Source organism: Paraburkholderia sp. MM5384-R2, assembly GCF_014201025.1.
Lineage (GTDB): Bacteria > Pseudomonadota > Gammaproteobacteria > Burkholderiales > Burkholderiaceae > Paraburkholderia > Paraburkholderia tuberum.
Genome location: NZ_JACHDI010000028.1, coordinates 21795 through 45932 on the forward strand (window position 1 = coordinate 21795; position 24138 = coordinate 45932).

26 protein-coding genes are annotated in these 24138 nt (G+C 66.0%); 14 read left to right on the top strand and 12 right to left on the bottom strand.

What is annotated here, in order from left to right; genetic code table 11:
• Window positions 1-31: 31 nt before the first annotated feature.
• From HDG37_RS31585 to HDG37_RS31595, 3 genes are all read right to left on the bottom strand, one after another.
• Window positions 32-1573 carry a CoA-acylating methylmalonate-semialdehyde dehydrogenase gene (locus HDG37_RS31585; protein ID WP_184054522.1) on the bottom strand — a complete coding sequence of 514 codons (1542 nt, stop codon included), beginning with the start codon at window positions 1571-1573 and terminating at the stop codon, window positions 32-34.
• Window positions 1574-1690: 117 nt separating this feature from the next.
• Window positions 1691-3382, bottom strand: coding sequence for an AMP-binding protein (locus HDG37_RS31590; protein ID WP_184054524.1), 1692 nt, complete (start codon window positions 3380-3382; stop codon window positions 1691-1693).
• Between the two features lie 153 nt (window positions 3383-3535).
• Window positions 3536-4669 (bottom strand): acyl-CoA dehydrogenase family protein, encoded by a 1134-nt coding sequence (locus HDG37_RS31595; RefSeq protein WP_184054634.1) that lies wholly within the window; start codon window positions 4667-4669, stop codon window positions 3536-3538.
• 221 nt (window positions 4670-4890) lie between these two features.
• On the opposite strand from HDG37_RS31595, the gene HDG37_RS31600 reads away from it, so the two are divergent.
• The 7 genes from HDG37_RS31600 to HDG37_RS31630 all read left to right on the top strand — a co-directional run bounded on the left by HDG37_RS31600 (window position 4891) and on the right by HDG37_RS31630 (window position 11681).
• Window positions 4891-5937 carry an AraC family transcriptional regulator gene (locus tag HDG37_RS31600; RefSeq protein ID WP_184054526.1) on the top strand — a complete coding sequence of 349 codons (1047 nt, stop codon included), beginning with the start codon at window positions 4891-4893 and terminating at the stop codon, window positions 5935-5937.
• 85 nt (window positions 5938-6022) lie between these two features.
• Window positions 6023-7651 (top strand): nodulation protein NfeD, encoded by a 1629-nt coding sequence (locus HDG37_RS31605; protein WP_184054528.1) that lies wholly within the window; start codon window positions 6023-6025, stop codon window positions 7649-7651.
• Window positions 7648-8418, top strand: coding sequence for a slipin family protein (locus HDG37_RS31610; protein WP_184031463.1), 771 nt, complete (start codon window positions 7648-7650; stop codon window positions 8416-8418). Before HDG37_RS31605 ends, HDG37_RS31610 begins: the two co-directional genes overlap by 4 nt.
• 214 nt (window positions 8419-8632) lie before the next feature.
• Entirely contained in the window at window positions 8633-8899 is a 267-nt protein-coding gene (locus tag HDG37_RS31615; protein WP_184054530.1) for a DUF4148 domain-containing protein, read from the top strand.
• A 140-nt stretch (window positions 8900-9039) separates the two neighbouring features.
• Window positions 9040-9534: a YaiI/YqxD family protein gene (locus tag HDG37_RS31620; protein WP_184054532.1), complete on the top strand. Its 495-nt coding sequence runs from the start codon at window positions 9040-9042 to the stop codon at window positions 9532-9534.
• A 164-nt stretch (window positions 9535-9698) separates the two neighbouring features.
• Complete coding sequence (locus HDG37_RS31625; protein ID WP_184054534.1) at window positions 9699-11000, top strand: NCS2 family permease; 1302 nt, start codon at window positions 9699-9701, stop codon at window positions 10998-11000.
• Between the two features lie 147 nt (window positions 11001-11147).
• Window positions 11148-11681, top strand: coding sequence for a cytochrome b (locus HDG37_RS31630; RefSeq protein WP_184054536.1), 534 nt, complete (start codon window positions 11148-11150; stop codon window positions 11679-11681).
• 192 nt (window positions 11682-11873) lie between these two features.
• Here the strand turns inward: HDG37_RS31630 and HDG37_RS31635 are convergent, their stop codons facing one another.
• The gene (locus HDG37_RS31635; protein ID WP_184054538.1) at window positions 11874-12164 is read right to left on the bottom strand and encodes a DUF1488 domain-containing protein; all 291 of its coding nucleotides are present in this window, start codon (window positions 12162-12164) and stop codon (window positions 11874-11876) included.
• A gap of 305 nt (window positions 12165-12469) precedes the next feature.
• Here HDG37_RS31635 and HDG37_RS31640 point away from each other — a divergent pair, with 305 nt between their 5' ends.
• Window positions 12470-12778, top strand: coding sequence for a 2Fe-2S iron-sulfur cluster-binding protein (locus HDG37_RS31640; RefSeq protein ID WP_184054540.1), 309 nt, complete (start codon window positions 12470-12472; stop codon window positions 12776-12778).
• Window positions 12779-12832: 54 nt separating this feature from the next.
• Here HDG37_RS31640 and HDG37_RS31645 read toward each other — a convergent pair whose 3' ends face one another.
• The 3 genes from HDG37_RS31645 to HDG37_RS31655 are packed head-to-tail and all read right to left on the bottom strand — an operon-like array spanning window position 12833 to window position 13994.
• Window positions 12833-13027, bottom strand: coding sequence for a YqaE/Pmp3 family membrane protein (locus HDG37_RS31645; protein WP_090806541.1), 195 nt, complete (start codon window positions 13025-13027; stop codon window positions 12833-12835).
• Between the two features lie 21 nt (window positions 13028-13048).
• Window positions 13049-13291, bottom strand: a complete 243-nt coding sequence (locus HDG37_RS31650; protein ID WP_184054542.1) for a DUF1653 domain-containing protein — start codon at window positions 13289-13291, stop codon at window positions 13049-13051.
• Window positions 13292-13349: 58 nt separating this feature from the next.
• Entirely contained in the window at window positions 13350-13994 is a 645-nt protein-coding gene (locus HDG37_RS31655; RefSeq protein ID WP_018425410.1) for a transcriptional regulator, read from the bottom strand.
• A gap of 237 nt (window positions 13995-14231) precedes the next feature.
• Here HDG37_RS31655 and HDG37_RS31660 point away from each other — a divergent pair, with 237 nt between their 5' ends.
• The 6 genes from HDG37_RS31660 to HDG37_RS31690 all read left to right on the top strand — a co-directional run bounded on the left by HDG37_RS31660 (window position 14232) and on the right by HDG37_RS31690 (window position 18397).
• Complete coding sequence (locus tag HDG37_RS31660) at window positions 14232-14450, top strand: hypothetical protein (RefSeq protein ID WP_184054544.1); 219 nt, start codon at window positions 14232-14234, stop codon at window positions 14448-14450.
• A gap of 592 nt (window positions 14451-15042) precedes the next feature.
• On the top strand, window positions 15043-15324 hold the full coding sequence (locus tag HDG37_RS31665; RefSeq protein ID WP_184054546.1) for a hypothetical protein: 282 nt from the start codon (window positions 15043-15045) through the stop codon (window positions 15322-15324).
• 144 nt (window positions 15325-15468) lie between these two features.
• Complete coding sequence (infA, locus tag HDG37_RS31670; RefSeq protein ID WP_090806547.1) at window positions 15469-15738, top strand: translation initiation factor IF-1; 270 nt, start codon at window positions 15469-15471, stop codon at window positions 15736-15738.
• Window positions 15739-16153: 415 nt separating this feature from the next.
• Entirely contained in the window at window positions 16154-16396 is a 243-nt protein-coding gene (locus HDG37_RS40130) for a hypothetical protein (RefSeq protein ID WP_311541678.1), read from the top strand.
• Window positions 16397-16662: 266 nt separating this feature from the next.
• Complete coding sequence (locus HDG37_RS31685; protein ID WP_184054548.1) at window positions 16663-17238, top strand: ANTAR domain-containing response regulator; 576 nt, start codon at window positions 16663-16665, stop codon at window positions 17236-17238.
• A gap of 7 nt (window positions 17239-17245) precedes the next feature.
• Window positions 17246-18397, top strand: a complete 1152-nt coding sequence (locus tag HDG37_RS31690) for a CmpA/NrtA family ABC transporter substrate-binding protein (protein ID WP_184054550.1) — start codon at window positions 17246-17248, stop codon at window positions 18395-18397.
• A gap of 91 nt (window positions 18398-18488) precedes the next feature.
• On the opposite strand, the gene rhaS is transcribed toward HDG37_RS31690, so the two are convergent.
• Genes rhaS through HDG37_RS31715 form a run of 5 tightly spaced genes read right to left on the bottom strand, consistent with a single transcriptional unit; the run spans window position 18489 to window position 24085 of the window.
• Window positions 18489-19499 (bottom strand): rhamnose ABC transporter substrate-binding protein, encoded by a 1011-nt coding sequence (gene rhaS, locus HDG37_RS31695; protein WP_184054552.1) that lies wholly within the window; start codon window positions 19497-19499, stop codon window positions 18489-18491.
• A gap of 39 nt (window positions 19500-19538) precedes the next feature.
• Window positions 19539-20570, bottom strand: coding sequence for an ABC transporter permease (locus HDG37_RS31700; protein ID WP_184054554.1), 1032 nt, complete (start codon window positions 20568-20570; stop codon window positions 19539-19541).
• A complete protein-coding gene (locus HDG37_RS31705; RefSeq protein WP_184054556.1) occupies window positions 20563-21618 on the bottom strand; it encodes an ABC transporter permease in 1056 nt (351 codons plus the stop codon). The genes HDG37_RS31700 and HDG37_RS31705 overlap by 8 nt, the downstream gene beginning before the upstream one ends.
• Window positions 21615-23144 carry a sugar ABC transporter ATP-binding protein gene (locus tag HDG37_RS31710; protein WP_184054558.1) on the bottom strand — a complete coding sequence of 510 codons (1530 nt, stop codon included), beginning with the start codon at window positions 23142-23144 and terminating at the stop codon, window positions 21615-21617. The genes HDG37_RS31705 and HDG37_RS31710 overlap by 4 nt, the downstream gene beginning before the upstream one ends.
• 47 nt (window positions 23145-23191) lie before the next feature.
• Window positions 23192-24085 carry an amidohydrolase gene (locus tag HDG37_RS31715; RefSeq protein WP_184054560.1) on the bottom strand — a complete coding sequence of 298 codons (894 nt, stop codon included), beginning with the start codon at window positions 24083-24085 and terminating at the stop codon, window positions 23192-23194.
• Window positions 24086-24138 lie beyond the last annotated feature (53 nt).

Here is a 24138-nt window from a genome sequence, read left to right on the forward strand (position 1 = left end):
GGTGTCGTCTCCGGGTGTGCCCTCAGTGCCTTCAACGCAGGCGGATCGTCGTGTTGACGCCATCGTTGACGGTGTCGTCGTCGAACCAGCGCGCGGTGACCGTCTTGGTCTGCGTGTAAAACTGCACGACCTGCTTGCCGTAGGGACCGAGATCACCAAGCTTCGAGCCGCGCGAACCGGTGAAGCTGAAAAACGGCACCGGCACCGGGATAGGAATGTTGATACCGACCTGGCCGATATCGATCTCGCTCTGGAACTTGCGCGCCGCCGCGCCGCTTTGCGTGAAGAGGCCGACGCCGTTGCCGAACGGGTTGGCGTTGACGAGCGCGATAGCATCGTCGAGCGTCGCCACGTTCAGCACCGCGAGCACCGGCCCGAAGATTTCGGTGCGGTAGATTTCCATGTCGGCCGTCACGTCGGTGAACACCGTCGGGCCGATGAAGTTGCCCTGCTCGTAGCCGTGCACGTTCACATCGCGGCCGTCGAGCACGAGCGTCGCGCCCTCTTTCACGCCCGCGTCGATCAGACCGAGAATGCGCTGCTTCGCGGCGCGCGACACGACCGGCCCGACATCGGTGCCCGGCTCGTGACCCGCGTTGACCTTCAGCGTCTTCGCCTTCGCGACGAGCTCGGGCAGCCACTCGCGCGCGGCGCCGACCAGCACCGCCACCGAACTCGCCATGCAGCGCTGACCGGCCGCGCCGAACGCGGCGCCGGCGAGCGCGTTGAGGGTCTGTTCGCGATTCGCGTCGGGCAGCACGACCGCGTGGTTCTTCGCGCCCATCATCGACTGCACTCGCTTGCCGTGTTCGCTGCCGAGGCGATACACATGCGTGCCGACCGCCGTCGAGCCGACGAACGAAATCGCCTTCACCAGTTCATGCGTGCACAGCGCATCGACGACTTCCTTGCCGCCGTGCACCACGTTCAGCACGCCCTTCGGCACGCCGGCTTCGAGCGCGAGTTCGACGAGCTGCATCGTCGACAGCGGGTCCTGCTCGGATGGCTTCAGCACGAACGTATTGCCGCACACGAGCGCCATCGGGAACATCCACAGCGGGATCATCGCGGGGAAATTGAACGGCGTGATGCCGACGCATACGCCGAGCGGCTGGCGCAGCGTGTAAGTGTCCACACCACCGGCGACGTTCTCGGCGAACTCTCCCTGCTGCAACGTGCCGATCGAACACGCGTGCTCGACGACTTCCAGACCGCGGAAGATGTCGCCCTCGGCATCGGGAATCGTCTTGCCCTGCTCGGCCGACAGCGTCTTCGCGATGCGCGGCATATGCTCGCGAATCAGCGCCTGGTACTTCAGCATGATGCGCATGCGCGCGCCGATCGGCGTGTCCTTCCACGTTTTGAACGCGGCGTGCGCGCTGCGCACCGCCGCGTCGACTTCCGCGACGGTCGCGAACGGCACGCGCGCGAGGACCGCCTGCGTGGCCGGGTTCACGATGTCGCGCCACTCGGTCGTCTTCGATTCGACGAACTCGCCGTTGATCAGCAGTTTGACGGTGGCCACGGCGCCGGCAACGTCGCGGCCGGTCTCGTTCGAAGCAAGGGTGCTCATGCTGAAACTCCTGTGATTTAGAAAACAGTGCCCCGACGCGTCGAATCCGAAGCTCGAATTCAACGCGTGCGATTCAAACCGGGGCGGCAAACCAGCAATGGCGAGGAATAAAGACAGTCACCGCAAGTCGGGAAAATCCTCTTCCCAATACTCGTCCGGCAGACGCGCGGGCTCGGCCGCGCGCTCCATTTCGCGGCGCCGCAATTCGACGCGGCGGATCTTGCCGGAGATCGTCTTCGGCAGTTCGCTGAATTGCAGACGGCGAATCCGCTTGTACGGCGCGAGTTTTTCACGCGAGAACGCGAACACCGCGCGCGCGAGTTCGGGACCGGCTTCGTAGCCGTGACGCACGGTGACGAACGCCTTCGGCACCGCCAGACGCAACGCGTCCGCGCTCGGCACGACGGCCGCCTCGCCGATCGCCTCGTGTTCGATCAGCACGCTTTCGAGTTCGAACGGACTCAGGCGATAGTCGGACGACTTGAACACGTCGTCCGAGCGGCCGACGTACACGTAGTAGCCGTCGTCGCGACGCAGCGCGACATCCGACGTGCGATAGAGGCCGTTGCGCATCGACTGCGCGGTCGCGTTGGCGTTGTTCGCGTAACCCGTCATCAGGCCGAGCGGCCGTTCGGCGAGCGGCAGCGCGATTTCGCCTTCGCCGACCGGCTCGTCGTCGGCGTCGAGCAGCTCGACCCGGTAGCCCGGCAGTGGACGCCCCATCGAGCCGGCCACGACCGGCTGGCCCGGCGAATTGCCGATCTGGCAGGTCGTTTCGGTCTGGCCGTAGCCATCGCGAATCGTAATGCCCCACGCGTGCTTGACACGCTCGATGACTTCCGGATTCAGCGGCTCGCCGGCGCCGACGATTTCGCGCAGCTTCACCGGATAGTCGCCGAGCGGCTCCTGCACGAGCATGCGCCAGACGGTCGGCGGCGCGCACAGCGTGGTGACGTTGAAACGCACGAGCGCGGCGAGTGTGTCTTTCGGCACGAAGCGCGGGACGTTGAACACGAACACGCAGGCCTGCGCGTTCCACGGCGCGAAGAAGCAGCTCCACGCGTGCTTGGCCCAGCCCGGCGAGCTGATGTTCCAATGGATGTCGCCGGGTTGCAGGCCGATCCAGTACATCGTCGACAGATGCCCGACCGGATAGCTCTGGTGCGTATGCTCGACCAGCTTCGGCTTCGAGGTGGTGCCGGACGTGAAGTACAGCAACAGCGGATCGCTGGCGTGGGTGACGCCGTCCGGCGTGAAATGCGGCGAAGCCTCGTACGCGGCGGCAACATCGATCCAGCCGTCGCGCGGCGCACCGACCGACAGGCGGGTGAGCGGTACGTCGAGCGCATCGAATTTGCCCAGCTCCGCGCTGTCGACCACGACGAACTTCGCGCCGCCGATCTGCACGCGGTCGCGCAAGTCCTCGGCGGATAGCTGCGTGGTGGCGGGCAGCACGATCGCGCCGAGCTTCATCGCGGCGAGCATGACGTCCCATAGCTCGACGCGATTCGGCAGCATCAGCAGCACACGGTCGCCGCGGCCGACGCCCGCGCCGCGCAGAAAGTTCGCCATCCGCGACGAGCGCTCCGACATCTGCGCGTACGACAGGCGCAGGCCGTCGCTGGAAGGATCGTCGACGATCCACAACGCGGGGTTGTCGTTGTCATGCGCGATCGCGTCGAAGTAGTCGAGCGCCCAGTTGAACTCGCCGAGCGCGGGCCACGCGAATTCGCGGTACGCGCGCTCGTAGTCGGTGCGATGGCGCACTAGCAGATCGCGCGCTTCGAGAAAGGCTTTCGCTGCTGTCATCGTCGTCTCCTGTCGACCAGAGTTAGCGCTTTAGCGCTTACTCCGGTCTCATGCAACGTAGTTGCGAGTGGCGCGGGGCGCGCTCGGTTTTTTTCGCCGCGGTGATCCAGGCGAGCATCCACGGCCAGGCTATTGTGCGCTCAAACGCCGCCCTCAAACATGGCGCGCGATCACCATCCGCTGCACTTCGCTCGTCCCTTCGTAAATCTGCGTAATCCGTGCATCCCGATAGTGGCGCTCGACCGCATAGTCCTCCAGATAGCCGTAGCCACCATGAATCTGGATCGCGTTCGAACAGATCTCCTCCGCAAGCTCCGACGCAAAAAGCTTCGCCTGCGACGCCTCCGACAGACACGGCCGCCCCGCCGAGCGCAGCCGTGCCGCGTGATGCACGAGCAGGCGCGCGGCATTCAGGCGCGTCGTCATGTCGGCAAGCATGTTCGCGATCGTCTGGTGGTCTTTCAGCGGCTTGCCGAACTGTTCGCGCTCGTTCGCGTAGCGGCGCGCGGCGTCGAACGCGGCGCGCGCAATGCCGACTGCCTGCGCGGCGATGCCGATGCGTCCGCCTTCGAGATTCGACAGCGCGATGCGCAGACCCTCGCCCGGCTCGCCGAGCAGATTGGCCTCGGGCACCGCGCACTGATCGAGCGAGATCGGACAGGTGTCGGACGCGCGAATGCCGAGCTTGTGCTCCGGCCGGCCGACGTCGAAACCCGGCGTCGAGGTCGGCACGATGAAGGCGGACAGGCCGCGCTTACCGCGCTCGGGATCGGTGACCGCGAATACGATCGCGAGACCGGCGCGCGCACCGTTGGTCACGAACTGCTTGCTGCCGTTCAGAATCCACTGCCCGTCGCGCCGCTCCGCGCGGGTGCGCAGATTGTTCGCCTCCGAGCCCGCCTGCGGCTCGGTCAGGCAGAACGCGCCGATCGTCCGGCCGTTGGCGAGCTCGCGCAGATAGCGGTCTTTCTGCGCGGCGCTGCCGAAGTTCAGGATCGGCGCGCAGCCGACCGAGTTGTGCACGCTCATCAGCGTCGCGCAGGCGGCGCAACCGGCCGCGATCTCTTCGAGCGCGAGCGCATAGGCGACGTAATCGGTGTAGGAGCCGCCCCACTCGGCCGGCACCATCATGCCCAGAAAGCCGAGTTCGCCCAGCTGCGCGACGACCCCGGCCGGCAGTTGCGCGTCGCGATCCCATTGCGCCGCGTGCGGCGCGAGGCATTCGGTCGCGAAGTCGCGCGCGGCGTCGCGGATCATCCGTTGTTCGTCGGTGTAGAAGCTGTCCATGACTGCGTCCTCGTTGGTGCTGACGGCCGTGCTGGCGATCGCGGTGATGCGGCAAGTGTAGGCAAGCGGCCCGCGCCGTTCGATGCTCGCTCCGCTCATTCTTGCTGAGCGCTTTTGCCATACTGCTACCATGCACGTGCATGGAGCCTCGCCATTTCAGGGGCTTCACGAACCACGATCCAGCCCATGCTGAGCGCTTTTGCCAGAAAAGCCCAATCCCGATGAAAAGCGACAAAGGCACGATCTCCGTCAGTCTCGTCGAGGAAACGCTCGCGCTCGCGACGGCGCGCGGCCTCGACGCGCGAGCGCTCGCCGAAGCGGCCGGCATTGCCGCGGCGATGCTCGCGTCGCCGAAAAGCCGCGTCTCGTCGGCGCAATACGGCGCGCTGTGGGCCGGCATCGCGCGCGCGCTCGACGACGAATTCTTCGGCCAGGACTCGCATCCGATGAAAAGCGGCAGCTTCATCGCGATGACGCAGACGGCGCTGGGCGCGCGCAACGGCGCGCAGGCGCTTGCGCGCGCGGTCGGCTTCATGCGGCTCGTGCTCGACGATCTCGGCGCGACGATCGACACCGACGCGCGGCGCGTGCGCCTGAAGTTCGTCGAGCGCGCGGGCTCGCGCAAGCCGGCGATGTTCGCCTACGCGACGTATTTCATCCTCGTGTACGGCCTCGTGTGCTGGCTCGTCGGCCGGCGCATTCCGTTGCTCGAAGCGCGCTTTCGCTGCGCCGCGCCGCCGGCCGCGCACGAATACCGGCTGATGTTCTGCGAAGAGATGTATTTCGACGAGCCGGAGTCGTCCGTCGATCTCGACCCCGCGTTTCTGGAACTGCCGGTGATCCAGACTTCGCGCTCGGCGCGGCCGTTTCTGCGCGATGCGCCGGGCAGCTTCATCGTCAAGTACCGCAATCCGGGTTCGCTCGCCGCGCGCGTGCGCAAGACGCTGCGCGCGCTGCCGATGTCGGGCTGGCCGGCGGCCGATCAGATGGCCGCGCGCCTGCACGTCGCCGAGGCGACGATGCGGCGGCACCTGAAGCAGGAGGGCCACACGTATCAGTCGATCAAGGACGCGCTGCGGCGCGACATCGCGATCGCCGAACTGCAGCGCACGCAGCGCACCATCGCCGATATCGCCAACGCCGTCGGCTTCGCGGAGCCGAGCGCGTTTCATCGCGCGTTCCGCAAATGGACCGGCATGCGCCCGACCGACTACCGGCCGGCCCGGGCCGCGGGGCTCGATCTCACGCGACGCGCCGAATCGGACTAAGCTTTAAGCGGCAACAGGCCAGCCTTGATCGAGGATAGGGGCCCGCGCCGCCGGTTCGCACCGGCTGGCGCGACGGCCGTCAGCGATGAACACGACTCCGCGTCTCCCGCTCCGGCAGTCCGGTCCGCGCAGGCCGCTTATCCGCGGCGGCATCGTGGGCCGTTTGATGCGCGGCATCGCCGTGCTCGGCGTGCTATGCGCGTTCGGCTTCGCGACGCGCGAAGCGCTGGCGCCGCTGCAAGCGGCCAATGCGGCGAGCGCGGCGAACGTCGCCACCGCGACCGCCAACAGCGTCGTCGTGATTCCGGTGAATGGCGCGATCGGACCGGCCACCGCCGATTTCATCGTGCGGGGTTTGCAGCGCGCGGCCAGCCAGCGCGCACAGCTCGCGGTCCTGCAACTCGATACGCCCGGCGGCCTCGATACGTCGATGCGGCAGATCATCAAGGCGATCCTCGCCTCGCCGGTGCCGGTCGCGACCTTCATCGCGCCGAGCGGCGCGCGCGCGGCCAGCGCCGGCACCTACATCGTCTACGCGAGCCATATCGCGGCGATGGCGCCGGGCACCAACCTCGGCGCCGCGACGCCGATCCAGATGGGCATCGGCGGCAACGAGCCGCCCGCCGGCGGACCGCCGGTAACGCCAGCCACCCCAGGCACGCCGGGGCTGCCGGACATGCGCACGCCGCCTGGCGGCGCGTCCGCGCCTGCGCCTGCGTCACCCGGCGCATCATCCGAAGCCGCCAACGCACTGCCGCTCGACACCCAATCGACCGAACTGCGCAAGCAGGTACACGATGCCGCCGCCTACATCCGCGGCCTCGCGCAGATGCGCGGCCGCAACGCCGAGTGGGCCGAGCGCGCGGTCCGCGAAGCGGTGAGCCTGTCCGATGAGGACGCGCTCGCGCAGCACGTCGTCGATATCGTCGCGCGCGCCGTGCCGGACCTGCTGCGCCAGGTGGACGGCCGCACGTACGTCACGAGCGCGGGCAGCGTCACGCTGCACACCGCGCATGCGCCGCTGATCACGCTCGAACCCGACTGGCGCAGCCGCTTTCTCGCCGTGATCACCGATCCGAGCGTCGCGCTGATTCTGCTGATGCTCGGCATGTATGGCCTGTTCTTCGAATTCGCCAATCCGGGCTTCGTGCTGCCCGGCGTGGTCGGCGCGATCAGCCTGCTGCTCGGCCTGTTCGCGATGCAGATGCTGCCCATCAGCTACGTCGGCCTCGGGCTGATCTTTCTCGGCATCGCCTTCCTGATCGGCGAAGCGTTCCTGCCGACCTTCGGCTCGCTCGGCTTCGGCGGCGTGGTCGCGTTCGTGGTCGGCGCAACGATGCTGATGGATACCGACGTGCCCGGCTACGGCATCCCGCTGCCGCTGATCGCCGCGGTCGTCGTGTTCAGCGTCGCGTTCGTGCTCGGCGTGTCGCGGCTCGCGCTGCGCGCGCGGCGGCGGCCGGTCGTGACGGGCTCGGAGGCGCTGATCGGCTGCGTCGGCGTGGTGCTGGACGGCGGCTTGCTGCCCGAACCCGAACACGCGGCGGGCGGCCCGCTGGCCGGCTGGGCGCGCGTGCACGGCGAGCGCTGGCGCGTCTCGAGCACCACGCCGGCCGCGCCGGGTCAGAGCGTGCGCGTGACGGCGCGCAACGGCCTCACATTGACCGTGGTGCCCGTTACGTCGGTCGACGCCTTACAAGGAGAACGCTCATGATCGGCTTCACATTCGGCTTCGGCAGCATCCTGATCCTGCTCGTGGTCGCGCTGATTGCGTCGTCGGTGCGGATTTTTCGCGAGTACGAACGCGGCGTCGTGTTCATGCTCGGCCGCTTCTGGAAGGTCAAGGGGCCCGGGCTCGTATTGATCATTCCGATCGTGCAGCAGGCGGTGCGCATGGATTTGCGCACCATCGTGTTCGACGTGCCGACGCAAGACGTGATCACGCGCGACAACGTGTCGGTCAAGGTCAACGCTGTCGTGTATTTCCGCGTCGTCGATCCGGAGAAGGCGGTGATCCAGGTCGCGCGCTACTTCGAGGCGACCAGCCAGCTGGCGCAGACGACGCTGCGCGCGGTGCTCGGCAAGCACGACCTCGACCAGCTGCTGTCGGAGCGCGAGCAGCTGAACACCGACATCCAGAAAGTGCTCGACTCGCAAACCGACGCGTGGGGCATCAAGGTATCGATCGTCGAGATCAAGCACGTCGATATCAATGAAACGATGATCCGCGCGATTGCGCGTCAGGCCGAAGCCGAGCGCGAACGGCGCGCGAAGGTGATTCACGCGGAAGGCGAGTTGCAGGCATCGAAGCAGTTGCTGGAGGCGGCCCAGACGCTCGCGCGGCAACCGCAGGCGATGCAGTTGCGCTATCTGCAGACGCTGGTGACGATCGCCGCCGACAAGAACTCGACGATCGTGTTTCCGCTGCCGATCGACCTCGTGAGTGCGGGGCTGGAACGCTTCAACAAGCCATCGGCGTGATAGGACGATATTTGTCAGGACATCCATTCGGCGCGGATTAGCGTCGACGTTTCGGCATACCCACCCGCTTGCGCGTTGCTTGCGCTGACGTGGCGAACGAGGCTCGCGGCGGGTTCGATTTGCCGGCAGAAGTGGTGCGTTGCCTGTACCGCCTTACCCGGCGCACCGAAAAACCACCAGGTCCGGCTGTTTTTCCGCTCCGCAGGAGCCCGCCATGAAACTGTCTTCCCGCATTGGACTCGGCGCGCTGTTGGCCGCCGTGGGTATCAGCACCGTCTACGCGCAAGCGGTGACGCAGCCCGCCGACCCGTCGGCGCCGAAAACGCGCGCCCAGGTCCGCGCTGACCTCGCGGAATGGCTCGCCGCCGGCTACGACCCGTTGGACTGGATCGACTATCCGGAGAACGCGCAGCGCGCGGGCCGCATCGTCGCGCAACACCGCGAGCAGCAGCAAGGCAACGCCCCGACGGCCGTGCAGTAAAGCGGTCGCGGCTTGGGTCGTCGCTGCCTGAATGCCGCCCGCCGCGGGCGGCATGGCACGGCTTGCGTCGCGCCAAGGTATCATCCGGTCCCTCCATCCGCCACGCAGCAAACCAGCCGCACACAGCCGGAACCCGCACCATGCCAATCTGGGTCGATGCCGACGCCTGCCCGGCCGTCGTCAAGGACATGCTTTATCGCGCGGCGCGCCGGACCGGCATGCCGCTGACGCTGGTCGCCAATTCGTTCCTGCGCGTGCCGCCGTCGCCGCTGATCCGCGCGATTCAGGTGCCGGCCGGCTTCGACGCCGCCGATCAGTTGATCGTCGAGCGCGTCGTCGCGGGCGACCTCGTGATCACCGCCGACATCCCGCTCGCCGCCGCCGTGCTGGCAAAAAATGCCCACGCGCTCGATCCGCGCGGCAACTGGTACACGCCCGGCACGATCGAAGAACGGCTGCGCATGCGCTCGATGCTCGACCAGTTGCGCTCGAGCGGCGTCGACACGGGCGGGCCGGCCGCCTTCAGCGCGCGCGATGGCAAGGCGTTTGCTGGCGAACTCGATCGCTGGCTCGCGCGTCAGGCGCCTCGCGGTGATGCGCAGGCGCCGCAGTCGCACGGCAAACCGCCCATCTGACAGGCCGGGGCGGCCTGCTGGCGCCGCCACAGGCGCCGGGGCGCTGCCATTCGTGATTACAATTCGGCCGTAACGCCGCCGCGCGGCCTGCCTTGCCGCGCGCGCTGTCACCGCCTCGATGACAAAAACACTGTCTGAACGACGAAAGAGGGAAAACCCGCCACATGGACTCGATCAAACGCTACTTCGGCTTCGACGCCGTCGACACCAACCTGCGCACCGAAGTGCTGGCCGGCGTGACCACTTTCCTGACGATGGCCTACATCATCTTCGTGAACCCGGCGATTCTCGGCGACGCCGGCATGCCGAAGAGCGCGGTGTTCGTCGCGACCTGCCTCGTGGCCGCGCTCGCGTCGCTGATCATGGGTCTGTACGCGAACTACCCGATCGCGCTCGCGCCCGGCATGGGCCTGAACGCGTACTTCGCATACACGGTCGTCAAGGGCATGGGCTACACGTGGCAGGCCGCGCTCGGCGCGGTGTTCATCTCCGGGTGCCTGTTCCTGATCGTCACGCTGTTCCGCGTGCGCGAGGTGATCGTCAAGGGCATTCCGCATTCGATCCGCATCGCGATCACCGGCGGCATCGGTCTCTTTCTCGCGATCATTTCGCTGAAGTCGGCCGGCGTGGTGGTCGGCAATCCGGCCACGCTCGTCACGCTCGGCAATCTGCATGACCCGCACGTCGTGCTCGCGGCGGTCGGCTTCTTCGGCATCGTCACGCTGGATCATATGCGTGTGCGCGGGGCGATCCTGATCGGCATCGTCGGCGTGACGATCCTGAGCTTTTTCTTTGGCGGCAATCAGTTTCACGGCATCGTGTCCGCGCCGCCGTCGATCGCGCCGACGCTGTTGCAGCTCGATATCCGCAGCGCGCTGTCGAGCGGCGTGCTGAACGTGGTGCTGGTGTTCTTCCTCGTCGAGCTGTTCGATGCGACCGGCACGCTGATGGGCGTCGCGAACCGCGCGGGGCTGCTGGTGGAAGGCAAGATGCATCGGCTGAACCGCGCGCTGCTCGCGGACAGCACCGCGATTCTCGCCGGCTCGATGCTCGGTACTTCGTCGACGACCGCGTATATCGAAAGCGCATCGGGCGTGCAGGCCGGCGGCCGTACCGGCATGACCGCGATCACGGTCGCCGTGCTGTTCGTCGCGGCGCTGTTTTTTGCGCCGCTCGCCGAAGTGGTGCCGCCGTATGCGACCGCGCCCGCGCTGCTGTACGTGTCGTGCCTGATGCTGCGCGAACTGGTCGACCTGCCGTGGGACGACGCGACCGAAGTCGTGCCGGCCGCGCTGACCGCGCTGCTGATGCCGTTCACCTACTCGATCGCGAACGGCGTCGCGTTCGGCTTCATCTCGTACGCGGGACTCAAGCTGCTGACGGGCCAGGCGCGCCAGGTGAAGCTGGTCGTGTGGATCATCGCGGCGATTTTCCTGTTCCGGTATTTCTATCTCGGCAGCGAATGAGGAGGTCGCGCGGCCGGGGCGAATGTGTCGTCGGTTTCGGGGACCGTTTATCATCCGATGTTTCGAATGATGACCGACCGGGTCGCGATCGACCGGGTCGCGATCGACCGGGTCGCAACGGCACGGGTCGCCACCCCAGGAGCCTCGATGTCCTCATATAACCGCACGGCGGACCGCTACACGAAGCCCGCGATTTTCTTCCACTGGATGATTTTTCTGCTGGTCGCGCTGGCCTATCTGGCCATCGAAATCCGCGGCCCGCGCGGCTCCGACAGCCGCGCGTTCTGGACCGGCGTGCATTTTTGGGCCGGCACGCTGGTGCTCGGGCTGGCCGTGTTGCGGCTGCTGTGGAGATTGTGGGCCGGCGCGCCGGAGGAGCTCGAAAGCAATCGGCTGCTCGCCTTTCTCGGGCGCTCCGCGCATCTCGCGCTCTATGTGTTCATCTTCGCGCAGCCGCTGCTCGGCATGCTGATGGTCAATGCGGGCGGGCGGCCGGTGTCGCTCGCATGGACGGACATCAGCTTCACGCTGGTGCGTGCGGATGCGATCGCGCGGCCGCTGTTGAAGGACGCGCACGAGTGGCTCGGCAACGTGTTCTATTGGGTGATCGGACTGCATGCGCTCGCGGCGATCGCGCACCATGTGGTGTTCAAGGATCGGGCGCTGCGACGGATCATTTGAAAGTAATGGAGTTGGCTGCGTGCCGCCGATGCATTGCACGCGGCCGCGGCTTGCGCGCAGGCCAGCCAGCAGCAGCAGCGGCAGCAGCAGCAGCGGCAGCAGCGGCACCGGTGAATCCGAACTTCGCGCTTCGGCAGCAGTCGCGCTTGCCGAAGCTTCGGTACCGGTAGCCAGCCGATAGTTTCAGATCGGTCAGTTACGCCAGTTCGCCTCGTAAAACCGCACGTAACCGCTTCTGAGCACGAGACACTGCGCGCGCGTTTCCGACAACAGCCGGCGCGTGGCGGCCTCGATGCGCGGCCGGTGCGCGTCGAACGCGACGATCATGTCCTCCAGCCGGGGGGACGCGGCGCCGAAGTGATCTTCGAGCGCTTCCGCGGTGATCATGCACTCCACCCTCTGCCCATCGACCATTGCCGGAAACGCCAAAGTAAGTTCGCGACCTGAATATTCAGGGGCTTCGTTCAGGAATTGGATCTGCATGGGAGTCACCTGGAAGAGTGCGCGTACGATGCGCTCGGGTAATGCACGCGCTGATTGCTTGCTATCGCGTCCGCCGCTCGTTCCTCCTTGTCCCATGCAGCCGGCGCGGGCCGTCGCCTCGACGCGGCATCGTCAGTTCGCGCCACGCGGAGGTGAATTGATTCACTTTAGACGAGTTCGGGCCAGGTGCAAGATTTCCCCGATTTTTTCTTGAAGGCGCGACTGACGCGCCGATGTTGCGGCGCGGCATAAAGCGCCGTCCGATCCCGTGTAAAGTGTCGCGCACCTAGTCATTGACCTGCACGATGTCCGCCCCCAACCGCCCGCCTGTGGTTCGCGTCGAACCGCTCGGCCAGAGCTTCGAAGCGCCCGATTCGCTGACGATTCTCGAAGCCGCCGCTTTCGCCAATCTGCGTTTGCCGCGTTCGTGCCGCAACGGCACGTGCCGAACATGCTTGTGCCGGATGACGTCTGGGCGTGTGCGCTACTCGATTGAATGGCCCGGCGTGAGCCGCGAGGAAAAGGCGGACGGTTATATCCTGCCGTGCGTGGCGGTCGCGGAAACCGACGTGGTGATCGAAGTGCCGGATGCGGTCGCGATACCGGCACGGTGAGCGCGAGCGTGGGGGCCTGGCGCCCCACTCGCCGACGCTTTCACGCGCTGTGTCTTACCGCCCGTTGCCCATTGCGCGGGCGATTTTCTTGTCCGTGTTGTACTGGCTCAGCGAATACACCGACCAGATGGCCGCCGGCACCCAGCCGATCAGCGTGATTTGCAGAATCAGGCAGATGATGCCCGCAAACGGACGGCCGATCGTGAAAAACTGCAGCCACGGCAGAATGATGGCAAGCAAAAGACGCATTCGGTTTTCCTGTTCCTGTGATTACGGCAGCATGGGTGAGTCCGCGGGGGACGCATCTGCCTCGTTGCTGAACTCATCGAGCGGCGCAAAACGCGGCACCTTGACGCCTTCCTGCTCTACCAGCTCGAAAAACACCGTCGCTGGACGGGTCCAGATCGTACCATTGGCCGCCTTGTAGACGATCATCGTGACCGTCGGATCCGATTCGAGCGTGGCCTCGCAGACCAGTTCGTAAATGCCGCCTTTGTAGTGTCGGTAGCGCATGGTGTGTGACCTTATTTTGGGCGTCGTCGAAGCATTTTCAAGCACGGCGCGCCTGAGCTCAGCCGCCCTCTTTCATCTGCTTCAGGATCTTGTAGACGGTCGCGCGGCCCATCGTCAGCACCGCGGCCACGTAATTCGCCGAGCTGCGGCCGCGAAACGCGCCCTGCGCGTGCAGCGCCTCGACGATTTCACGCTTGTGCTCGCGCGTCAGCGCATTGATGCCGATTTGCCGGTCGCGCAGCCACGTGTGCAGATACGTGTTGATGCGGTCCTGCCAGTCGTCGCGGAACAGATCGTCGGCAGGCGCGTCCGTCATCGCGCCGCCCTTGATGAACAGATCGAGCGTCGAGCGCACATCCTCGAACACCGCGATGTTGAAGTTCACGCACAGGATGCCGGCAGGCTTGCCGTCGTCGTCGAACAGGATGTTGCTCACGCAGCGCATGCGGCGGCCGTCCCAGTTCAGCTTCTCGTAGGGGCCGATGGTCTGGCCGCGCGCCGCGAAGTGCGCATCGTCGAGCACCGACGGCGCGCCCACCTCGAGCCGCGACAGATTGTTCACCAGATACGCGATGGTCTGATCGCGCAGATCGTGAATCACCACCTCGGCGCACGGATAGAGCAGCGCGGCGATGCCGTCGGCGATCGGCGCGTAGCGCTTCAGCAGCAGGTCTTTGACAGGAGACACGTTCGGGTTGCGCATGGAAAAAACGCGAGGTTCGAAGGAGGCGGCGCGCGATAGCGGATGACGACGAAGCCAGATGCCCGCAGTGCACGCCGGCGCGCCCGCTCGGTCCGCAATTCAGGAAGTCGCCATTGTAGCGGCCTCGCGCTGGCGCCGCGACTCGATGCCGGACGGCAATTTTGTCTACCTCGCGAGCACATTTTTTTCGTGCGATAAACACTGATCCGCCGACACCTAACCGAACGGAGCCAACCGATGGCCACACTCGAAGCGCTTCGCGCCGTGCTCGACGACAAGCGCACGCCGGAGATCATTCGCAACCACATCATCGATTCGCTGCAGTACGCGCTGCGCAACCATGGTCAGGTCTTCACGGCCAAGGAAGTCGAATGGTTGACCGGCTGGGACGATGCGCGCCTGCCGCTGGCGGCCGCGCGCGAATTGCAGAAGCGCGTCGCCGAGACGTCGCGCTGATGCACGCGTTCGAATAGGAGCCTCGCGCGCGCCACTCGCGCGATTCGCGAGCCCGTCACCGGTCCCGCATCCGACACGACTTCGCCAACTGCCCGCGAAGCCCCGCCAGTCGGGCGTTCCGGTCGTGCGCTGAAGTTTGCACTATCCAATCAGGCCTATTTCAGGCATCATGTTGCAATTGTTGCACCTCGCACCCATATAGCACTGGCAGCACCAGGCAGTCTCAACCCGGCATCTCCGCACCACCCCCGACTGTTCGACCGCCCTTATCTGCGATCCCGTCACTCCGGCAATGCGCCGCCCGCATTCGCCGCCGCGAGAAGTACACCGAGCGGTTCAGCATCATGCGTCCGGCGCCCGAATTGACGCGCCGCTTCAGCGTTTTTTCGGTCGAATCCGCGTTTTCGCGCGACCGCTCGGGCCATTGTCATTGAGCCCGCCGGGTCTAGCAGGTCTGTGCCAACCATTTTTATCGCCGGCGCGCCCATCGGTGCTGCGCCGCCGGTCCGCGCCGTGACGCGTCAAAGGAGCGTTGCCGGAAGCAGCGCCCCGCACGCGGCGCGTGGACCACGCAATACAGGACATGTTTCTCATGAATCCAGCAGTCAAGACCTACAAAGGTTACGAAATTCACCCGCTCGTTTATCCGCGCCGCCCCGCGGGCGCGCCAGCGACCCGCAATCCGGGCGCCGGTTACGACGCTTCGGTGCGCATCTGCCGCGTCGGCGCCAATCCGGCGGCCGACGGCCGGGTATTTCGCCTGCAGTATCTGTTTCCGTTCGACGGCATGGGCAAGGCGCGCATCGCGTGCATGGCGCATGCGGAACGGCTGATCGACGGCCAGGTGAGCGGTCAGTCGGTCACCGATCTTTGAGCGGCGTCATCGGCGCGTCACTCATGTCGCCCAGCGTGCTTTCGGGCGCCGCGGCTTTTCAAACGAATCCACAGTCGCGCCGCTCGCAATGCCTGCGGCCGGTTTCCCCTATTTCCCCTTTATCCCATCGACCAGGAGTTATGCATGGCGAAAGAAGAACTGCTTGAACTTGACGGTATCGTCGACGAAGTGCTTCCGGATAGCCGCTACCGCGTGACGCTCGACAACGGCGTCGTGGTCGGCGCCTATGCGTCCGGGCGCATGCGCAAGAACCATATCCGTATTCTCGCGGGCGATCGCGTGACGCTCGAATTGTCGGTCTACGACCTGACCAAGGGGCGGATCAATTTCCGCCACAAGGACGAGCGTGCGAGTGGCGGCGGTGCGCCACGGCACGCGGCGCGGCGGAGGTAAGCAGGGGTCACGGCGCCGCCCTGCGTACCTGTGATGTTGTGCAGGCGATGCGGGCAGCCCGCCCGAACCCATGCGAAAGCGCGAGGCCCGACAAACTCGCGCCATACCTTCCGACTCCGCGTTCTGCTTGAACGCGCTACGTCAGCCTCGCCGCCCAAGCGCGTGAAATAGACGTCTTCCCTGACATTCGGGATGCTCTCCAGCGCAGGCGCGAACGTCGTACGCCGCAACACGCGCGGCGTCTTGATCGGAATCTGGCGGCACGCCGCTTCGGCGACCACGCACGTCGCAGCACGTCTCGCTAAACTCCAAACACCGTCCCCAAATCCTCCCCACCCGCGCTTTTGCGCACCTGCTCGACCACCCGCTCCTCCAGCTTCATCTGCGCCCGCTGCCGACCTCGATCAGCCCGTTAATGACGACGATTCGCGACGCGACCGGCTCGAGCTTCTACGGCGCGTCATTGCTGACCAGTCTGCCGGTGGTCGCGATGGGCGCCGGCGCGTTCGGCGCGGCGGTTGCGCCGCTCGTGGCCGGCATCGTGCGCGGCTGGAGCGGCCGATTCGTCGCCGCGTGGATCATGCTCGCCGGCTGCATCGCCGCGATGATGGCGGTGACCTCGCTGTTTTCACCGCGCAGTTATTCGCGCTGGCTTTAAGGCTCCAAGGCTGCGGCCGCGACGAACGCGATGCGCCGCTTCGGTGCATCGGGCGTCCGCTGTCCTGCATGCCCCTCGCCGGTGCAGCGCGACCGGCGTGGCCGCGTCACCTCTTTCGCGGACGATTCGCAGCGATCGCCCGCAAAAAACCCAATCGATCCCCGCCGTTCGCGCGAATGCGCTCACGCACCTCGTCAAGCCCCGTCGTGCGAAGGCTGGCATATTCATTGCTTTACTGATAGTCAGATGTCCTTTCCCCCGACTCCATGCTGCGTGTTCTCCTTGTCACCGACACCGACAAACCCATCGGCGATCTGCGCGATGCGCTCGCCTGTCTCGGCTGCGAAATGCTCCCCGGCACCGCGACGCCGCAGGCGCTGCATCGCGCGGTTCAGGACGAGCGGCCCGACGTCATCATCATCGATACGGAGTCGCCGTCGCGCGATACGCTCGAACAGCTCGCCGTGATGCACGCGAGCGCGCCGCGCCCCGTGCTGATGTTCAGCCACGACGCGAACCAGCAACTGATCCGCCAAGCGGTCAACGCGGGCGTCACCGCGTATCTGGTCGAAGGCCTCGCGACCGAGCGGCTCGCGCCGATTCTCGAAGTCGCGCTCGCGCGTTTCGCGCAGGAGTCGCAATTGCGCGAGCGGCTCGCGCAGGCCGAAAACGAACTGGCCGAGCGCAAGCTGATCGATCGCGCGAAACGCCTGCTCATGGATCAGCAGAAACTCACCGAACCGGCCGCCTACGCGAGTCTGCGCAAACGCGCGATGAACCAGGGCGTCAAACTCGCCGAGGTGGCGCGCGAGGTCGTCGCGTCGGCCGGCTCGCTCAAATGATGCGCTCATGAATCCAGCCACTTCCGTCACCGCCGCGGCCTTTGCGGAGCCGCCTGAAAAGACCCATCTGCGGCTCGGTTTCGTCGCGTTGTCCGACGCGGCGCCGCTGATCGCGGCAAAGCTGCTCGAGTTCGGCCATGCGCACGGGCTCACGCTCGAACTGTGCCGCCAGCCGTCGTGGGCCGCCGTGCGCGACAAGCTGCTAGCCGGCGATCTCGACGCCGCGCACGCGCTTTACGGGCTCGTGTATGGCGTGCAGCTCGGCCTCGGTTGCCCGCGCACCGACATGGCCGTGCTGATGGTGCTGAACCGCAACGGCCAGGCGATCACGCTGTCGAATCGGCTCGCCGATGCGCTCGCGAAGCATGGGACCTTGCGCGAGGCGCTCGCGACGCTCGGCCGCAAGCCGGTGTTCGCGCACACCTTCCCGACCGGCACGCATGCGATGTGGCTGTACTACTGGCTCGCGGCGCAAGGCGTCGATCCGTTGCGCGATATCGACAGTGTCGCGATTCCGCCGCCGCAAATGGTCGCCGCGCTTGCCGAGGACCGGCTCGACGGTCTGTGCGTCGGCGAGCCGTGGAATGAAATGGCCGAGGCGCACGGCGTCGGCAAAACGATCGCTTATTCGAGCGAGGTGTGGCCCGAGCATCCCGAGAAAGTCCTCGCCTGCCGACGCGATTTCGTCGATGCGCATCCGCGCACGACGCGCGCGCTCGTGCAGACCGTGCTCGAAGCGTGCCGCTGGCTCGACGGCGCCGGGCATCGCGACGAGATCGCCCGCTGGCTCGCGCAGCCCGATTACATCGGTATCGACGAGACGCTGATCGCGGCGCGGCTCGGCGACCACCTCGACACGGCGAACCCGCGCCGCCTGCCGATGCGTTTCTTCGACGACGGCGCGGTCAACTATCCGCATCCATTCGAAGGCGCGTGGTTCCTCACGCAGTTCGAGCGCTGGGGGATCATCGATGCGCACAACGACTACGACGCGGTCGCCGCGCGCATCAACCAGACGCAGTTGTATCGCGAGGCCGCCGCACGCGTGAACGTGCCGGTGCCCGGCGAGGACGTCACAAGGGAACTGATCGATGGCGCGGTGTGGGGAAGCGGCACACCATCCGCCGCTTATGCGCGGCGTTTTGCGATCCGCCGCTGAGCGGACCGCACGCGAAAGCCCCGAGATCCGCTGCGCCGACTGCCCACGAACCGCCAACGGCGATCAGGTGGACAGTCGGCGTTGCCGAAGCTCAGAAGTTGTACTTGTCGATGTTGCTCGCATCGAACGTGGTCGGCGGCCCGAGAATGATTTCGCCGTGCGCGCCAATCGTGCGCTTGCCGAGCTTGCCGGCGTCGAACGTTTCGCCCTCCTTACCCGTGATCGTGCCCGACGCGAGCGACGCCGCCGCGTACGCGGCCAGATAGCCGAGCTCGCTCGGATCCCACAACTGGAACGCGGTCACGGTGCCGTTCTTCACGAACGCGCGCATCTGGTTCGGCGTGCCGAGGCCCGTCACCGCCACCTTGCCCTTGCTCGACGACGACGAGATATAGCGCGCCGCCGCCGCGATGCCGACCGTCGTCGGCGCGACGATCGCCTTCAGGTTCGGATACGCCTGCAGCAAGCCCTGCGTTTCGACGAAGGACTTCTGATCGTCGTCGTTGCCGTACGCGATCTTGACGAGCTTGATCTTCGAGTACTCCGGTTTCTTCAGTTCCTCCTGCATCCACTTGATCCAGGTGTTCTGGTTCGTCGCGTTCGGCGTCGCCGACAGAATCGCGAACTCGCCCTCGCCGCCCATCAGCTTCGCAACCAGTTGCACCTGCCCGCGGCCGATGCCTTCGGCGTTCGCCTGATTGACGAACAGCTGGCGGCCCTCGGGCGCGGTATCGGAGTCGAACGTGACGACCTTGATGCCCTGACCCATCGCCTTCTTCAGATACGGCACGACCGCGTTCGCATCGTTGGCGGCAATCACGATCGCATCCTGGTGCTGCGTGATCAGCGTGTTGATGTACGACACCTGCGACGACGCGCCCGCATCCGACGGCCCGACCGCCTTGCCCACGCCGCCGAATTCCTTGATCGCGGCGAGGCCGCCGTCGTCGGCGATCACTTCGTACGGGTTGTTGATCTGCTTCGGCACGAACGCGATCTTCAGCCCGCTTTTCAGTTCCGCGGCGAACGCGCTGCCGCAGCTGATCGCGAGCAACGCGGCGCAGAGCGCGGCCATGCCGGTGTGACGTAGAGGTTTGAACATGAAGTGTCTCCTGCGTTGTTGTTGGACAGAGAGGGGAAGCTAGGTTGCGGATGAAGAAGACGTGGCGGCGGACTTCGCGATGAAACGCCGGTCGCGTGCCGCCCGCCAGCGCGCGACGAGGTTCGGAATCAGCACCGACGCGAGCAGCAGCACGCCGGTCACGATGGTCAGCGTTTCGCTCGATACGTCGTCGAGCGTCAGCGCGTTCTTGAGCACGCCGATGATCAGCAGCGACAGCAGCACGCCGACCATCGAGCCGCGTCCGCCGAAAATGCTGACGCCGCCGAACAGCACCGCGGCGATCACCGACAGCTCGAAGCCCTCGCCGTTATCGCCGCGCGCGCTCGTGAAGCGCAGCGTATAGACGATGCCCGCGAGCGCGCTGACGAGACCCGACAGCACGAACAGGCGCAAACGGATCTTCGCGACCTCGATGCCGGAGAACGCGGCGGCGGTCGGATTCGCGCCGATCGCATAGAGACTGCGGCCGAACGCGGTGGCTTGCAGCAGAACCGTGAACAGCACGGCGGCGACGATCACGATCACGAACGGCAACGGAATGAACGTGGGGCCAAGCGTGTTCATGCCGAACGCCGTATACGCGGCCGGAAAATCCGCGACCGCCCGATCGCCGAGCAGCACATACGCGAGACCGCGAAACAGCGCGAGCGTACCGATCGTGACCGCGAGCGACGGCAGGTTCAGCTTGACGATCACGAGGCCGTTCAGCAGGCCCGCCAGCGCACCGGCGATCAGCACCACGACGATCACGACCGGCATCGGCAGCCCCATGTGCCACAGCACGCCCATCAGCGCGCTCGACGCGCCCAGCACCGACGCGACCGACAGATCGATTTCGGCGGCGACGATGATCAGCGTCATCGGCAGCGCCATCAGCGCGATCTCGGTCAGATCGGCGAATACGTTGCTCAGGTTCGCGCCGGTCAGAAACACCGGCGACAGCCAGCGGCCCAACACCAGCGACACGATCAGCACGATCACCAGCAACACTTCCCATTGCAGCGGCGTTTCGCGCTTGCGCGTGAGCAGCGCGGAATCGGGTTTAGCCATGATCGCGTTTCCTCATCATGCGTTTGGCGACGGAGCGGGCCAGCAGCGTATCGGCGGCGATCGCGGCGACGATCAGCGCGCCCTGGATCGCCTGCTCCCAGAATGGCGACACGTGCAGCACGACGAGCGCGATGCTGATCACGCCGAGCACGAGCGCACCGAGCGTCGCGCCGAGGATCGTGCCGACGCCGCCCGTAATCGCGACACTGCCGACCACCGCCGCCGCGACGACCTGCAATTCGATGCCCTTCGCGGTGCTGGCATCGACGGTGCCGAAGCGCGCGAGCCACAACGCGCCCGCAAAGCCCGCAATCGCCCCGGACAACAAAAAGCCCGACATCACGCGACGCTCGACGTTGACGCCCGCGAGCCGCGCGGCTTCCGGATTCGAGCCGATCGCATAGTGCTCGCGACCGCCGCGAAACTGCTTCAGATACACCGACAGGCCGGCGAGTACGACGATCGCGATCAGCGCGAGCGTCGGAATGCCGAGCAGCGTGCCGGTCGCGAGCCGCGAGTACGCGTCGGGCAGACTGGTCGCGTTGATCTGACCGCCGTGCACCCATGCGTAATCGGCGCCGCGAAAGATGTACAGCGTCGACAGCGTCGCCACCAGCGAAGGCACGCGCCCCACCGCGACGAGCAGCGCATTGATGCCTCCCGCCACGAGCCCGATCGCGAGCCCCGCGGCCAGCGCGACGAGCACCGGCATATGCGGGAACGCAACGTACAGGCTGCCCACCGCGTACGCGCTGATACCCACCGTCGAGCCGACCGACAGATCGATATGCCGCATCAGGATCACGACGGTCATGCCGGCCGTCAGCAGACCGATGATCGACACGTTCAGCAGCACGTCGCGCAGGTTCTGCAGATTCAGGAACTGCGGCTTCGCGAGCCCGGTCCCCGCGATCAGCAGGATCAGCACGACGAACAACGTGGTTTCGCGGCTCTTCGCGACGCTCGCGACGAGGCCGCCCGATGAAGCCGCGGAACGCTTCGGCAGCGACTGCCGCACCGGCGCGGGATGAATCGAATGGCGCATCATGCTGCACGTCCCAATGGTGAAAGTCCCTGACCGAGCGCGGCGCCCATGATGCGCTCCTCGTTCGCGTCGGCGCGCGCGAGCTCCGCGCTGATGCGGCCTTCGTGCATCACGAGCACGCGATCGGCCATCCCGAGCACCTCGGGCAACTCGCTCGAAATCATCAGCACGGCCATGCCATCGCGCACGAGTTCGGCGAGCGCGCCATACACCTCGGCTTTCGCGCCAACGTCGATGCCGCGCGTCGGTTCGTCGATGATCAGCACTTTCGGGCCGGTCGCGAGCCACTTGCCGAGCACGACCTTCTGCTGGTTGCCGCCCGACAGCGTACCGGCCGGCGCCCCCGGGTCGCTCGCCTTCAGGCGCAGACGCGTGCCCCACTTGTTGGCGAGCTGCGTTTCGCTGCGCGTCGAAATGAGCCCACGCCGAACGAGCCGTCCGAGCACCGTCATCGACGCATTGCGCGCGATGCTCAGTTCGAGCGCGAGCCCTTGCTGGCGGCGATCCTCCGGCACGAGCGCGAGCCCGGCGCGCACCGCGGCCGCGGGCTTGCCGGTGTCGAGCCGCTTGCCGGTCAGCCACACTTCGCCCGAATCGAGCGGATCGATACCGAAGATCGCCCGCGCGACCTCGCTGCGTCCCGCGCCGACGAGGCCCGCGAGCGCGACGATCTCGCCGGCGCGCACGTCGAACGAGACATCCTTGAACACGCCGATGCGCGTCAAGCCGCGCACCGACAGACGCACGTCGCCCGGTGTGCAATCGGCCTTCGGATAGAACGTTTGCAGATCGCGGCCGACCATCCTGGCGACGATCGCGTCGGTGCTCAGATCGGCGGTCAGCGCGTCGAAGACTTTCGCGCCGTCGCGCATGATCGTCACGCGTTGCGTCAGCGCGAACACTTCGTCGAGCCGGTGCGTGATGAACAGAATCGCGACGTCGCGTTCGCGCAGCTTGCGCACGATCGCGAAGAGCCGCTCGACTTCGGGCAGCGACAACGCGGCCGTCGGTTCATCCATGATCAGCACGCTCGCGTTCAGCGACAACGCCTTCGCGATTTCGATCACCTGCTGATCCGCGATCGACAGACCACGCACCAGTTGATCCGCGCACAACTCGACGCCGAGCGACGCGAGCAGTCCGTCCACTTCGCGATGCATCGCGTCGTACTGGATGCGGCCGAAGCGGTCGACCGGCTGCCGGCCCATGAAGATGTTCTCCGCGATCGACAGATCGAAGAACAGCGTCGGCTCCTGATAGATGACCGCAAGCCCGGCGTCGCGCGCTTCGGCCGGCGTCGCGAAGCGACGTGGCTCGCCGTTCACCAGCAGTTCGCCGGCGTCGGGTTGATGCACCCCGGCGAGAATTTTCACGAGCGTCGATTTGCCCGCGCCGTTCTCGCCGAGCAGCGCATGCACCTCGCCGGGCCACAGCACGAGATCGCCGTCGGACAGCGCGCGCACCCGGCCAAAGGATTTGCTCGCGTGCCGCAATTCGAGTCGCGGCACCGCGGAAGGGGATGGCTGCACTGCGTGTCTCCTTTTTTGCGGCTGTCTTCTCTTCGACGCGCCGCGCGTCAAATCCGGTAGCACCGTTGCGCGTTGCGCCGAAACAGCGCGTCCTTCTCAGCCTCGCTCGCATCGCCAACGATCGCCGCATACGCGCGCCACAAATCCGTATACGAACCAAACAGCCGGTCGACCGGAAAATTCGACGCGAACATCGCACGCTCGACGCCGAACGTATCGATCGTTTCGAGCACATAAGGCCGCAGGCTTTCGACGGTCCAGTGATGATCGAACATCGCGAGCCCGCTGATCTTCACCGCGACGTTCGGACACGCCGCGAGCAGGCGCATGCCTTCGCGCCACGCGCGGTAACCGGCCACGCTATTACGATCGACGAACATGCCCGCATGATTGACGACCAGAAGCGTGTCCGCATGCGCACGCGCCAAGGCGGCCGCCTCTTCCATTTGCGACGGATACAGTTGCAGATCGAACGACAGGTCGTAACGGCGCAGCAACGCGAAATGCTCGCGCCACCGCGGCTCGCGCATGTAATGACGGCCGACGTAATCGAACAGTTTGTTGTCGTGCACGTTGAGAATCTGCCGGATGCCGCGCGTATTCGCGAACGACGCATGCGCTTCGAGCAACGCGGGCGCATTTTGCGCGGACAGGTCCACGGCGGCGACGATCGCATTCGGCATGCCGCGCGAGGCGTCGCGATCCGCGATCGACTGCAACCAGCGCGTTTCCTCGACGGGATCGGCCGGATCGTGATTCGCTTCGACGTGCACGAGCTTCAGCACGTCGACGTCGCCCGCTTCACCGAGCAGATCGTCGAGCAGATAGTCGTGCTTCAGATCGCGCGCATCGCCGACGAACGACACGCCCGGGTTCTCCAGCCACGGATAGCGATGCGTCTTCAGATCCCACAGATGGATATGCGAATCGACAACCTGCATGCGGCACCTTCGTCCGGTGAAAAGCGTTTCGAGGTTCGTGCGTCGTTGCGGGG